The 12,029-nt window shown below is 65.2% G+C and carries 9 protein-coding genes and 1 pseudogene; 6 read left to right on the top strand and 4 right to left on the bottom strand.

From position 1 onward, the window contains the following. A partial coding sequence (locus PKKP23_RS24855) for an integrase core domain-containing protein (protein ID WP_138721041.1) occupies positions 1-412 on the top strand: 412 nt, incomplete at its 5' end. An 84-nt stretch (positions 413-496) separates the two neighbouring features. Here PKKP23_RS24855 and PKKP23_RS24850 read toward each other — a convergent pair. Together PKKP23_RS24850 and PKKP23_RS24845 are read right to left on the bottom strand one after the other, a co-directional pair. Then, complete coding sequence (locus PKKP23_RS24850; protein WP_126878829.1) at positions 497-1,978, bottom strand: sensor domain-containing diguanylate cyclase; 1,482 nt, start codon at positions 1,976-1,978, stop codon at positions 497-499. 142 nt (positions 1,979-2,120) lie between these two features. After that, complete coding sequence (locus PKKP23_RS24845) at positions 2,121-3,047, bottom strand: LysR family transcriptional regulator (RefSeq protein WP_126878828.1); 927 nt, start codon at positions 3,045-3,047, stop codon at positions 2,121-2,123. Positions 3,048-3,192: 145 nt separating this feature from the next. Between PKKP23_RS24845 and PKKP23_RS24840 the strand changes: the two genes are divergently transcribed. The 4 genes and pseudogenes from PKKP23_RS24840 to PKKP23_RS24820 form a co-directional block, all read left to right on the top strand. Continuing rightward, positions 3,193-4,398 carry a M20 aminoacylase family protein gene (locus tag PKKP23_RS24840; RefSeq protein WP_126878827.1) on the top strand — a complete coding sequence of 402 codons (1,206 nt, stop codon included), beginning with the start codon at positions 3,193-3,195 and terminating at the stop codon, positions 4,396-4,398. A 495-nt stretch (positions 4,399-4,893) separates the two neighbouring features. Then, positions 4,894-7,083 carry a type VI secretion system tip protein VgrG gene (gene vgrG / locus PKKP23_RS34625; RefSeq protein ID WP_240659130.1) on the top strand — a complete coding sequence of 730 codons (2,190 nt, stop codon included), beginning with the start codon at positions 4,894-4,896 and terminating at the stop codon, positions 7,081-7,083. Beyond that, positions 7,055-7,687 (top strand): hypothetical protein, encoded by a 633-nt coding sequence (locus PKKP23_RS24825; RefSeq protein ID WP_126878826.1) that lies wholly within the window; start codon positions 7,055-7,057, stop codon positions 7,685-7,687. The genes vgrG and PKKP23_RS24825 overlap by 29 nt, the downstream gene beginning before the upstream one ends. 322 nt (positions 7,688-8,009) lie before the next feature. After that, positions 8,010-8,126, top strand: a pseudogene (locus PKKP23_RS24820) (MFS transporter); the annotation flags it as partial. Between the two features lie 22 nt (positions 8,127-8,148). On the opposite strand, the gene PKKP23_RS24815 reads toward PKKP23_RS24820, so the two are convergent. Then, entirely contained in the window at positions 8,149-8,973 is an 825-nt protein-coding gene (locus PKKP23_RS24815; protein ID WP_017775384.1) for an IclR family transcriptional regulator, read from the bottom strand. Positions 8,974-9,335: 362 nt separating this feature from the next. Between PKKP23_RS24815 and pcaF the strand changes: the two genes are divergently transcribed. Beyond that, on the top strand, positions 9,336-10,538 hold the full coding sequence (gene pcaF, locus PKKP23_RS24810; protein ID WP_126878825.1) for a 3-oxoadipyl-CoA thiolase: 1,203 nt from the start codon (positions 9,336-9,338) through the stop codon (positions 10,536-10,538). A 43-nt stretch (positions 10,539-10,581) separates the two neighbouring features. On the opposite strand, the gene PKKP23_RS24805 is transcribed toward pcaF, so the two are convergent. After that, positions 10,582-11,946 carry an APC family permease gene (locus tag PKKP23_RS24805; RefSeq protein WP_240659129.1) on the bottom strand — a complete coding sequence of 455 codons (1,365 nt, stop codon included), beginning with the start codon at positions 11,944-11,946 and terminating at the stop codon, positions 10,582-10,584. Positions 11,947-12,029 lie beyond the last annotated feature (83 nt).

The following is a 12,029-nucleotide window of genomic DNA, read 5'->3' as shown; positions in this document are numbered from 1 at the left end:
CAGCCGTAAGGTATTGGCACATCGGGTGGCGATCACGCTGGAAGCGATCCATGCGGTCGAGGCGCTGGAAGAGGCCTTCGCGAAATACGGCCAGCCGGAGATCGTCAACACCGATCAGGGCAGCCAGTTCACTGCGACCGCTTTTGCCGACGCGGTTCTGGATCGCGGCATCAAACTGTCCATGGACGGCAAGGGAGCCTGGCGCGACAACGTGTTCGTCGAACGGGTGTGGCGAAGCGTCAAGTATGAGGAGGTGTACCTGAAGGCATACGAGTCGGTCAGCCACGCCCGGCGCTCAATCGGCAATTACATCAATCTGTACAACCAGAAACGACCTCATTCTAGTCTGGAAGACCGCACGCCGGACGAGGCATACTTCGCGACGCTGCCTGCGATTAAATCGGCAGCATGAACGCCCCGGTGGTTCCACTTAAAAATCTCGGGACCCTGTCCGAACAAGCGACGCCACCTCTACCCACCACGCCGTCATGTGCCGTTATCGCCCCAGGTTGTTCACCGCTTCGTAGTGGTTGCGTTTGTTCTCGTACATCGCCTTGTCGGCGGCACGCAGCATGTCTTCGAGTCGCGTGCCCTTCTCGCAGGTCGCACTGCCCATCGAGAAGCTGAGCCGCGGTCCCGTATAGAACTGGTTGTTGAGTTCGACGAGCTTGACGATGCTCTCCATCGCCATTTCGGCGTCGCGCGCGTCGGCGCCGGGCATCAGCACCGCGAACTCGTCGCCGCCGATACGCGCCGTCTGGAACGGCTTCTGCACCGCCTTGCCGAGCACTTCGCCGGCGCGGCGCAGCAGGGCGTCGCCCGCTGCGTGCCCGAGCTGATCGTTCACGGCCTTCAGGTTGTTGAGGTCCACGATGATCGCGCTCACCGGGAACGGCCCCTTGCGTTCCAGCCGGTTCAACTCGTCCACGTAGAACGAGCGGTTCTTGAGCTTGGTCAGCACGTCGTGCTTGCCGAGATATTCGAGGTACATCTCCGCCTTCTTGCGTGCCGTGATGTCCGTGAGCGCGAGCAGCACGAGGTCCCAATGTTCCTCGTGCCCCGGAAACACCGAGAACTGCAGGTGCACGTTGACCTCGTTGCCGTCCAGCGCGTAGTTGACCACTTCGCGCTGCTGGAAGAGCCGCCCCTCCCACAGGTCGATCAGCTGCTCGCGAAAGTGCGGACGCATGTCGTCGCGGAACACGTCAGGCAGGCGCGAGAGCAGCGTCGCCTTGTCCGGCGACTTGAACATGCCGAGCGTGTGCTGGTTGACGTCGAGCACCTGGATTTCGGCCATGCAGCGCTCCACGAACTCGGGGTGTACGTCGGTGAACGTGCGAAAGTCCGTGATGCCTTGCATGCGCACTTCTTCGAGCAGCATCTTGATGGTCGAGAAGTTCTCGATCCAGAGCGAAACCGGCGAGTACTCGAACACGCCGCGCGCGTACTGCTCGCTTGCCGTGGCGCGGCGGCGCGCGTCTTCGAGTTCGGTGATGTCGTCGATGGCCACGAGCACGCGGTCCCATTGCGCCTCGTGCCCCGGCAGGATCACGCCCTTGAGCAGAATGTCGAGGCGCCGGCCGTCGAGCGTGTAGTTGACGCTCTTGCTTTCGAATGCCGTTTTGCCCGACCACATCTGCACGAGTTCGTCGACGTGCGCTTCCAGCATGTCGTCGCGCAGCACGTGATCGAGCCGCGACACCAACTCTTCGAAAGACTGCGCGCGGTAGAGCGCGAGCGTATGCCGGTTCACCTTCAGCACGCGGATGCACGCCGAGCACGCGGCCACCCGCTTCGTGTCTTCTTCCAGAAAGCGGCGCAGGTCCGTTACGCCCTCGGCGCGCCAGGCGTCGAAGAGCGCGCGCAGCTGACTGTAATCTTCGAGCCACAGCGAGGTGGGCGTGAGGTCGAAGAAATCGAACAGGGCGACGCCCATCGTTTCGAAGCTGGCCGGAGGGGTGGGGGAGCCTGGTTGCATGGCGGTCGGTAGGGACGGGTAGGTTCGGATGCTGATGCTACCGGTTCGAAGGGCATCGCGCTCGCATCGTTATCGTTTGGTTAACGGCAGCACGGCGCGCAAGTTGAGTTGCCGCGCGTAGAGGGTTTTACCCAGCGGGGTTTTACCCATCGGCGCCTCGTTCGCCGGGTGTGGCGAAGCATTCGCGCGCGGCGCGCTGCAGGCACGAGACGAATTGCGCGGCGGCGGGCGTGGGCCGCAGATCGCGGCGCGAGATGACGCTCAGATCGTAACTGGGCAGCGTTTCTTCGATGCCGGCCGCGCGGATGCCGAGCGGCGCGACCATCGCGGCGAGCGGCCGGGTGAAGCAGCCGATCACGTCGGTCTGCGAGACGAGCCCGAGCGTCACGGCAAACGACGACGGCGCGCGCAGCAGCCGTTTCGGCACGGGCAGCCCGTGGGCGCTGAACATCGCCATCATCACACTGTGCGGGAAGTGGTCGGCGCCCACGGTCACGATCCATTCGGCGTCCACGAGGTCGGCGAGGCGCCGCGCCTTCGCGAGCGGATGCCCGGCGCGCATGGCGACGACGAACTGCGTCGAGTAGAGCGGTTCCTGCACGAGGTCGCTATCGAGCGCCTGTACGTGGTGGATCGCCGCGATATCGAGGCTGCCGTTGCGCAGCCGCGCGACGGCGTCCGGCACCGTGACTTCCTCCAGATGCAGTTGCACGAGCGGCATGGCCGCGCGAAAGGCGGAGACGGCGTGCGGCAGCGCTGTAAGCGCGATGGAAGGCATGGTGCCCACGCTCACCTTGCCCGCCAGCTCGCCTTTCACCTGTTCCACGGCTTCGACGGTGCGCTGCATGTCGCCCAGCAGTTGCTCGGCGCGCGGCAGCAGCGCGAGCCCGCACGCCGTGAGTTCGATGCCGCGCACGCTTCTCACCATCAACTCGGCATTGAGCGCGTTTTCGAGCTCGCGGATGGTGTGCGTCACGGCCGGCTGCGTAATGCCCAGTTCGCGCGCGGCGGCGCGCAGGCTCTTGTGGTGGGCGGCCGCGACAAAGGCCTGGAGCTGCTGGAGCTTCATGGGTGACGGGGTGAGGGTTAACCCTGTGATAAGCAGGCTTAATCGGGGTGAAAAAAACAGCATCTTATTCGAAGGAAATTGCGCCGATATAGTGCTCGCCCATCAACCAGGGTTCCCTGAAGGAGCCGCCGATGAGGAGTAACCGATGACCCAGGCCACACGTCTCACCGAAGTCGCCGACCTGCAGCCCGCGGCCGAAGCGCTGCGCGAAATCCGTCACCAGATTCACCGCCATCCCGAACTGGCCTACGAGGAAGTCGAAACAGCCGATCTCGTCGCGCAACGGCTCGAAGCGTGGGGCTGGCAGGTGACGCGCGGGGTCGGCAAGACCGGTGTGGTGGGCACGCTCAAGGTAGGCGACGGGGTAGGCAACAGCGCGCGCAGCATCGGCATTCGAGCGGACATGGACGCGCTGCCCATCGTCGAAGAGACCGGCTTGCCGTATGCGAGCGCCACGCACGGCAAGATGCACGCGTGCGGTCACGACGGCCACACCACCATGCTGCTGGGCGCCGCGCAGCATCTGGCGGCCACGCGCCGGTTCTCGGGCACGGTGCATCTGTATTTCCAGCCCGCCGAGGAAAGCGGCGTGGATAGCGGCGCGAAAAAAATGATCGAAGACGGTCTCTTCGAGCGTTTTCCGTGCGACGCCGTGTTCGGCGTGCACAACCATCCGGGCGCGGAGCCGGGCGTGTTCCTGTTTCGCAAGGGCCCGTTCATGTCGGCGGGCGACAAGGCCGTGATCGTGATCGAGGGCGTGGGCGGCCACGCCGCACGCCCGCATCTGACGGTGGACCCCGTGGTGGTGGCGTCGAGCATCGTGATGGCGCTGCAAACCATCGTCGCGCGCAACGTGGACCCGGCGCAGCCCGCGGTGGTCACGGTGGGCTCGATGCATGCGGGCACCGCGAACAACGTGATCGCGAGCACGGCGCGGCTCGAATTGAGCGTGCGCTCGTTCAGCCCCGACGTGCGCGCGCTGCTGAAAAAGCGCATCGCCGAACTCGCGCACGCGCAGGCCGAGAGCTACGGCGCGAAGGCGACGGTGGAGTACATCGAAGGCTATCCAGTGGTGATCAATTCCGAGGCCGAGACCGATTTCGCCGTCGAAGTGGCGCGCGAACTCGTGGGCCACGACAAGGTGGTGGCCCAGGCCGACCTGCTGATGGGCAGCGAAGACTTCGCCTTCATGCTTCAGAAGCGGCCCGGCACGTTCCTGCGCATCGGCAACGGCGTGGGCGAAGACGGCTGCATGGTGCACAACCCGCACTACGACTTCAACGACACCAACCTGCCGGTGGGCGCGGCGTTCTGGGCGCGGCTCGTCGAACGTTACCTGGGGCAGCGATGAGCGTCGCCGCGCAAACCGTTGCTCACGCCATGCGCGCGGGCCGCGGCGCCATTGCGCCCACTTACGCGCAGATCGGCGTCGCGTCGCCGGTCGTCGTCAGTGTTCCGAGTTCAATCGCGCCAAGCGCCCCGCATCGCGCGCGCCGCGCTTCATCCACCTACCGTTCCGACCAACATACCGACGCGCCCTTATTCAGTAGCTGATTCCCCCGTGTTCGGGCGAGTAACGGTCGCGCACGAACGAGTGGTGAGGGGCGAGGCATAAGACGAAAGAAATACGTTGTGCGGACTCAAAATGACGAACCCGTTAATCGGGATTCGTGATTTAAGCCAACATTAGCCCGGCTTTAAAACTTGTCAAATCGAGGCTAAATATCTTTTGTGCAACGTCGCGTGATTTTTCTTGACAATTCCCCGGTTGCGATATTGGGAGAAATGGTGAAGCATCCATAGCCTGGCGACGGATATCCCGCTGCCGTCTCGCAGGAGTGCTCACTTGAATTCACGCGATCCGCTGGCACGTCCCGGCATAAACGTGCACCAGTATTACTCGCTCGACATACCGTCGTCGGGCGGTGCCGCGCTCGCCAATGTCTATGCGTTCGACGGCACGCGGGGCATGGGCGAGCCGACGAAGTACACAATCCAGTTCACGCATCCGCAACGCGACCTGTCGCGCACCGATTTCATCTTGAAACCGGCGTCATTCGTCATCCAGCCGCCGCCCGCGACCCGCTGGCATACGCCGGAAGACGCGCGCCGCGTTCAGGGGGTGATTACCGGATTTTCTCTCGTCGCCAGTAATCACGAACAGACGATGTACGAGGTGACGCTCGAATCACGCCTCGCACTGCTTCGCAATTCGCCGCGTACCCGTTTTTTCTTGAACGAGAGCGAGCCCGAAGTTATCGAAAGGGTGCTCAGGGAGAACGGCTTTGACAAGGTGCTGGCCGACTACGTATTCAGCCTTTACCGCAGCTATCGCAAGCGGCTCATCATCACGCAGTGGCAGGAAGACGACCTCGCGTTCATTACGCGTCTTTGCAGGCGCATCGGCATCTGGTTCGTCTGCGAGACCGGCAAGCACTGTGAAACGGTCCGCTTCGGGGACGACTTCACGCATTACGTCCACGACCGCGAACGCCTCACCGTGCCGTATCAGGAGCCCAATGGCCTGCATACGGTTGGCCGGGAGTCCGTGCAGTCGCTCACGATGAAAACGAAGACGGTCCCCACGAAATTCACGGTGCGCAGCTACAGTCCCGAGCAGCCGAACAACCTGCGCATGGACGGCACGAAGGCGATCCGCGACGACCGGACCACGTATGGTGAAGCGTACACATGGGGCCGCGACCTGGACGACGAGCATGATGCGGCGCGCGAAGCCCTGCTGCGGCAGGAAGCGGCACTGGCCGAACAGATCGTCTACACCGGAGAGTGCGATCTCCTGGACATGGCGCCCTCATGCGTGTTGATGCTGTCGAACCGTGCCCTGCCGGAAGTGAAGCACGGCCTGCTGGTGGTGAGCATGAAGTGCAGTGCCTCGCTCAAGCAGGGCTACAAGGTCGCGTTCACCGCCATCCCGAGCGACCGCATTTACCGCATGCCCCTGAAGGAAGAGACGTGGCCGCGCATTCAGGGTGTTGTGACCGGCAAGGTTGCATCGACCCAAGGCTACGTTGGTCCCTATCTCGATATCGCTGATGAGTTGCCGCTGATTGTTCCGCTCTACTATCCTGGCGTGGGCACACCGCTCGATGCCAGCGATCCAGGCTGGTGGGAAAAGGTCCGCGATAGCGAAATGTTGGGGGGCGGAGCCGGGGCGGGCAGCGATGTGCGCCTGGATAAGGCTGAGAAGGAGTTTTCGGAAAACCTGAAATACAACCACAAAGTCAGCCGCATCGACATCGCTGTATTCGGCTTCTCACGTGGCGCAACCCTGGCGCGCGCATTCGTGAACCGTCTGCTGAAGAAATGCACGATGAAGGACGGCGTACCGCACTGGCCCTGTCCGACAGCAGTGGACGGCGAATCCGCGCCGCTGCATTTCCGCTTCCTTGGCGTGTTCGATACGGTCGAATCGGTTGGCCTGCCCGCCCATAATCTTTCCGACCTGCGCTTGCAGGTGCCCGAGCAGGTCGAGCGGTGCCTGCATTTCGTGTCGGGCCACGAACTGCGTGCGTGCTTTCCGCTGACACCTGTGCGTGGCAGTACCGCGTTCTACGAGGAAATCGCGCTGCCAGGCGTGCATTCCGACATTGGCGGCGGATACCGCCCTGAAGAACAGGCGCGCTCCGACCTGTTGGCGCGTATCGCCCTGAACCGCATGCGCCTTGATGCAGCAATCAGCGGCGTGCCGTTCGTCGCGCCGAAACTCGCCAGCAAGGAAATAAACGCACTGTTCGAGTACGACGAAGACGTAAAGGCGCTGTTCGATGAATACATGCGTACCGTGAACGCGACCGGCACGCTGGAACAGCAGATCTTCGCGCACATGCGCCTCTATTACGGCTGGCTGAAGGTCCGCTTCAACCAGCGACCGGCCGATATCTACAAGAATGTGCGTTCAGCCGCCCCGCAGCAGTCCAGTCCGGTGCAACGCCGACGCGCAATGCCGGCGCAACGGGGTCACCGCAGGTTGCGCTTTCCGGGGCGTGATGGATACGGCAAGCCATCCGTACAGTGAGCAACGGCGCTTCTTTTCGGAACTGCTGGCGTATGTGCCGACGTTTCAGGACAACGCCGGTGACAAGCGCATCGCGACCGAGAGGACCGCAGGCGGGCGCGCGATTCTCTGCTACCGGTCGCCTGTCGATGCGCTGACCGAAGTCCTGCGATTCATCCAGATGGGCCAGCGGTTCGAGATCATGCCCGCGGAACAGGTACGGCAGGACGCTTTCCTGGATGCGGATGGGCATGGGCTGATCACCGACGTGCATCTCGCCTGGCTGGTCATCGACGGCCGGTTGCAGACCCGGCCGGGTGGCGCGCTGGGCGGCTATACCCGTCTGATGCATCACCGGGTGCACGTGCCGCCGAGCTTTGAGTTCGATGAACGGGTGCTGGCGGAGGTCGCACGCCTGCATGAATGGGCTGGACTCTACGCCTGGCGCGAAACGCTTGATTACGTGCACACCTGGCACCCCGCCCGGCTCGCCCGTGTGGCTGCTCGTGCGTGGAACTCAATTGGAACCGAAAGGCGCGATGCGCCGCAATGCCGGCAGGTTGCGCTCTGCGACCCGGAAGCAGAGCGGTGGCATTTTGTGCCATGTGGCACGACGGTGCCCTGACCGACTGAATAACAACAGATAGCAGGAGGAACGCGATGAACATTCGCCACGATAGAAACCATACCGATTGCCGATTTCGCAGCAGCAGGGTTCGTGCACGTTCGACCTGGCATGGCCACACGCTGGCATATGCATGTTTTGCCGCCGTGCTTTACTGAACAGCATCGGAAGCCTGGCGCCAACCGCTTACACTTCTGTTACACGGCGCAAGAGCCAAAGCAGGCTACGGGCGCAAAGCCTTTAACCCATTGATTTTGCGATAGATATAGTCACCGCCGAGTTCCCCGTAGCGGCATGGCGCGTGCCGTTCGTGCTGGGTCTGCTGATCCGCGTGACGGGCAGCAAGCTCGCGCCGGCGGGTTATGTCGCGCTGTGCGTGCTGGCGTCGCTGGTGGCGGTCTCGCTGCTGCGCGAGACCGCGAAGGAAGCGGCGGACTGACGGCGAGGGCTGGCCAGCGCGCTCAGCCGCGCAGGGCCACCATCTGCGAAACGCGTTGCGCCGCCTGCTGAAGCGGCTCCAGAAAAGTCTTCACCATCTGCTTTGCCGAGGTGCGCTGCGCGTTGCCGCTGATGTTCATGGCCGCGATGACGCGCCCCTGGCGGTTGCGGATGGGCGCCGAGAGCGAAATCAGGCCGCCTTCCAGCTCCTGGTCCACAATGGCCCAGCCTTGGCGACGCACCTGCGCGATGATCTTCTTCAACTCGTCCTTGTCCGTGACCGTGCGCGGCGTGTGCGTCTGCAGCGGCGAGGCGTCGAGGGTGGCGTCGAGCGCGGCTTCGTCGAGTGCGGAAAGCAGCACGCGGCCCATCGACGTGCAATACGCGGGCAGGCGGCTGCCGATCGAAAGATTGATCGTCATGATCTTGTGCGTGGGCACGCGCAGCACGTAGACGATTTCGGTCCGGTCGAGCACGGCCGCCGAGCAGCTCTCGTGAACCTCGGCCGACAGTTCCTCCATCACGGGCTCGGCAAGATTCCAGAACGGCATCGAGGTCAGATAGGCGAAGCCGAGGTCGAGAATCTTCGGCGTGAGCCGGAAGAGCCGCCCTTCGGTTTCCACATACCCCAGCGTTTGCAGCGTGAGCAGGATGCGCCGCGCGCCCGCGCGCGTGAGACCCGTGGCGGCGGCGACTTCGGTCAGCGTCTGCTCGGGCCGCTGGGCATTGAAGGCGCGGATCACGGAAAGACCGCGCGCGAACGACTGCACGTACGAATCGCCGGGTTTGTCGGGCGCCTGGGCGGCGGTGTCGGGAACGGGCGTGAGGTCGTCGGGGGCTTGGCTCATAAACGCAAGGGGGGAAGGCGGGGACGGCAAAAGGCGCGCCGTTTCAGGAACCCGTGAAGATAGCGCATGCGTTTTGTTTCGCCAACCGCGCTTCGCGCGGATCTTGCGGCGGATGCGAACCTGCGGTGGGCACAGCGGCGGCCGATTCTGGCATTCCTGAAGCCCGACAGGCGGGCACGCTCGTCATGCGACGCGCAGGCGGCGGTTCGGCTGCTGGAGCGGGCGCGCTGGTAGACCGCAGCGGTCCGGCGCGTGGCTTGACATGCCGGTCCGGGCAGGCCTACCATCGGCCTCAAAGTTCTATATACGATCTAAGGTTCGTATATAGAACTTTGAGCCATGATCTGCCACCGGAGACACAGATGACCGAAGCCTTCCTGTGCGACGCCATTCGCACCCCCATCGGCCGCTACGCGGGCGCCCTCGCGCAGGTGCGCGCCGACGACCTGGGCGCCGTGCCGCTCAAGGCGCTGATGGAGCGCAACAAGGAAGTGGACTGGAACGCGATCGACGACGTGATCTTCGGCTGCGCGAACCAGGCCGGCGAAGACAACCGCAACGCGGCCCGCATGTCGTTGCTGCTCGCGGGCTTGCCGCAGGGCGTGCCGGGCTCGACGGTGAATCGTCTGTGCGGCTCGGGCATGGACGCCGTGGGCATTGCGGCGCGCGCCATCAAATCGGGCGAGGCCGGGCTGATGATCGCGGGTGGCGTGGAAAGCATGAGCCGCGCGCCGTTCGTGATGGGCAAGGCCGCCTCGGCGTTTTCGCGCGAGGCGGCCATCTACGACACCACGATCGGCTGGCGCTTCGTCAACCCGCTCATGAAGCAGCAATACGGCGTGGATTCGATGCCGGAGACCGGCGAAAACGTGGCGCAAGACTACGAGGTGAGTCGCGCGGACCAGGACGCCTTCGCGCTGCGCAGCCAGCAGAAGGCTGCGCGCGCGCAGGCCGACGGCACGCTCGCGCAGGAAATCGTGCCGGTCACGATCCCGCAGAAGAAGGGCGAGCCGGTGGTGGTTGCGAAAGACGAGCATCCGCGCGAAACGAGCCTCGAAGCGCTCTCGAAGCTCAAGGGCGTGGTGCGGCCCGACGGCACGGTGACGGCGGGCAATGCCTCGGGCGTCAACGACGGCGCGGCGGCGCTGCTGCTCGCGAGCGAGGCAAGCGCGAAGCGCTTCGGCCTTGTGCCGCGTGCACGCGTGCTGGGCGTGGCGACGGCGGGCGTCGCGCCGCGCGTAATGGGCATCGGCCCGGCGCCGGCCACGCAGAAGCTGCTCGCGCGGCTTGGCATGACCATCGGTCAGTTCGACGTGATCGAGCTGAACGAGGCGTTCGCCTCGCAAGGGCTCGCCGTGCTGCGCATGCTCGGCGTGGCCGACGACGACCCGCGCGTGAATCCGAACGGCGGCGCCATCGCGCTGGGGCATCCGCTCGGCATGAGCGGCGCGCGCCTCGTGACCACCGCGATGTATCAGCTGCAACGTACCCAGGGCCGCTACGCGCTCTGCACGATGTGCATCGGCGTGGGCCAGGGCATCGCGATTGCGATCGAACGGGTTTGATCGACGCGACCTGCGCCTGAGCTTCAAGGCGCGGGGGCGCGGCCTATGTCAGCGTCCCCGCGCGTCCGCGCCCCCCACGTTCCCGCAACCGCAGATATCCCAGCGCACACGCCGCAATGGCGAGTGGCCAGAGCAGATACCAGCCGGTCAGCGCAAGCAGTCCCACCACGGCCACGAACGCCACCGCCGCGCAGCGGTGGGCGGCGCTGCCGCGCGGCAGCAGCCGCAGCGCCGCGGCCGTTCCCAGCACGTAAATCGCGACCAGGGAGCCCGTCGTCATCAATACGAGCGACTTCGTCCCGATGCCGCTCGCTGCCACCAGAATCAGCATGCCCGCTGCGAGGGCGAACACCACAGCGAGGCTGCGGCGCGGCACATCGCCCGCCAGACTGCCGCGCGCCAGCCATGCCGGCAACGCGCCGTCGCGGCCCAATGCCGCGCCCAGCTTGGCGGCGCCCGCGAAATACGCGTTCATCGTGCCGAGCGTGAGCAGTAGCGCCGCCACGGCCGTCAACGCCTGAGCCTTGCCGCCCACGCCGGTGGCCAGCAGTTGCGCGAGCGGCGCAGTCGATGCGCCCGCTGCCGGCCCGAGCACGAGCGCGCTCGCGGCGGCCACCGCCATGTAAAGCACGCCGACGATCACAACCGCGATGCCCGTGGCGAGCGGCAAGTCGCGCGCGGGATGCCGGAACTCGCCCGCGAGATGCGTGATGGCCTCCCAGCCCGCAAAGCTCCACACGAGCAACGCCGCGGCAGGCCCGACGGCAAGCCAGCCGTGCGGCGCGAACGGATGCAGGTTGGCCGCGCGCGCATGCGGTGCCGACGCCGCCACCGCGACCAGCAGCAATCCCACGAGAAGTGCGGCGAGCACGAGCTGCAAGCGCCCGGACACCGTCAAGCCCCACGCGTTGGCCGCGCTCACGATGAGCACCAGCGCGGCGGCCGTCACGATCGTCGTGTGCTCGCCGCCGCCGAACGCCGCGGCCACATAGGCGCCGGCGAACATGCCGGCGGCTGGCGACCCTGCAGGCACCGTGAAGTAGAAGCACCAGCCCACCACGGCGGCAGCGCGCGGTCCGAACGCATTGCGCACGTAGGTCGAGACGCCGCCCGCATCGGGAAAGCGGATGCCGAGCGCGGCGAACGTCGCGGCCAGCGGCGCCGAGAGCACGACGAGCGCGAGCCACGCGAGCAGCGAGGCCGGTCCCGCCACCTGTGCGGCGAGCGCGGGCAGGGCGATGACGCCCGTGCCGAGCACGGCGCCGATGTAGAGCGCCGTGCCTTGCAGCACGGTGAGCCGGCCGCGTCGGACGGGCGCCGACGAGCCGTTCTCGTGCGCGACGCGGGAGGCTGTGGCATCAGCTTGAGCCCCGGCGCTTGCCGGGACGTGTTTCTGAACGGTGGACATGAACGGTTCCGTAGTGAGGAAGCGCGGGTGCGGTGCACCGTTGCCTCGACTGTTCTTATACTGCCCAATAGCTGACAACCGGT

Source organism: Paraburkholderia kururiensis JCM 10599 = LMG 19447 (assembly GCF_003986935.1).
In the GTDB taxonomy this organism is placed as follows: Bacteria; Pseudomonadota; Gammaproteobacteria; order Burkholderiales; family Burkholderiaceae; genus Paraburkholderia; species Paraburkholderia kururiensis.
Note: the sequence above shows the minus strand (reverse complement) of the source record. Positions and strands in the feature narration are given on the sequence as shown.

Excerpts from the sequence above, each read along its gene's own strand:
- PKKP23_RS24850 (WP_126878829.1), bottom strand. The coding sequence starts at position 1,978 with ATGCAACCAGGCTCCCCCACCCCTCCGGCCAGCTTCGAAACGATGGGC.
- PKKP23_RS24845 (WP_126878828.1), bottom strand. The coding sequence starts at position 3,047 with ATGAAGCTCCAGCAGCTCCAGGCCTTTGTCGCGGCCGCCCACCACAAG.
- PKKP23_RS24840 (WP_126878827.1), top strand. The coding sequence starts at position 3,193 with ATGACCCAGGCCACACGTCTCACCGAAGTCGCCGACCTGCAGCCCGCG.
- PKKP23_RS24825 (WP_126878826.1), top strand. The coding sequence starts at position 7,055 with ATGGATACGGCAAGCCATCCGTACAGTGAGCAACGGCGCTTCTTTTCG.
- PKKP23_RS24815 (WP_017775384.1), bottom strand. The coding sequence starts at position 8,973 with ATGAGCCAAGCCCCCGACGACCTCACGCCCGTTCCCGACACCGCCGCC.
- pcaF (WP_126878825.1), top strand. The coding sequence starts at position 9,336 with ATGACCGAAGCCTTCCTGTGCGACGCCATTCGCACCCCCATCGGCCGC.
- PKKP23_RS24805 (WP_240659129.1), bottom strand. The coding sequence starts at position 11,946 with ATGTCCACCGTTCAGAAACACGTCCCGGCAAGCGCCGGGGCTCAAGCT.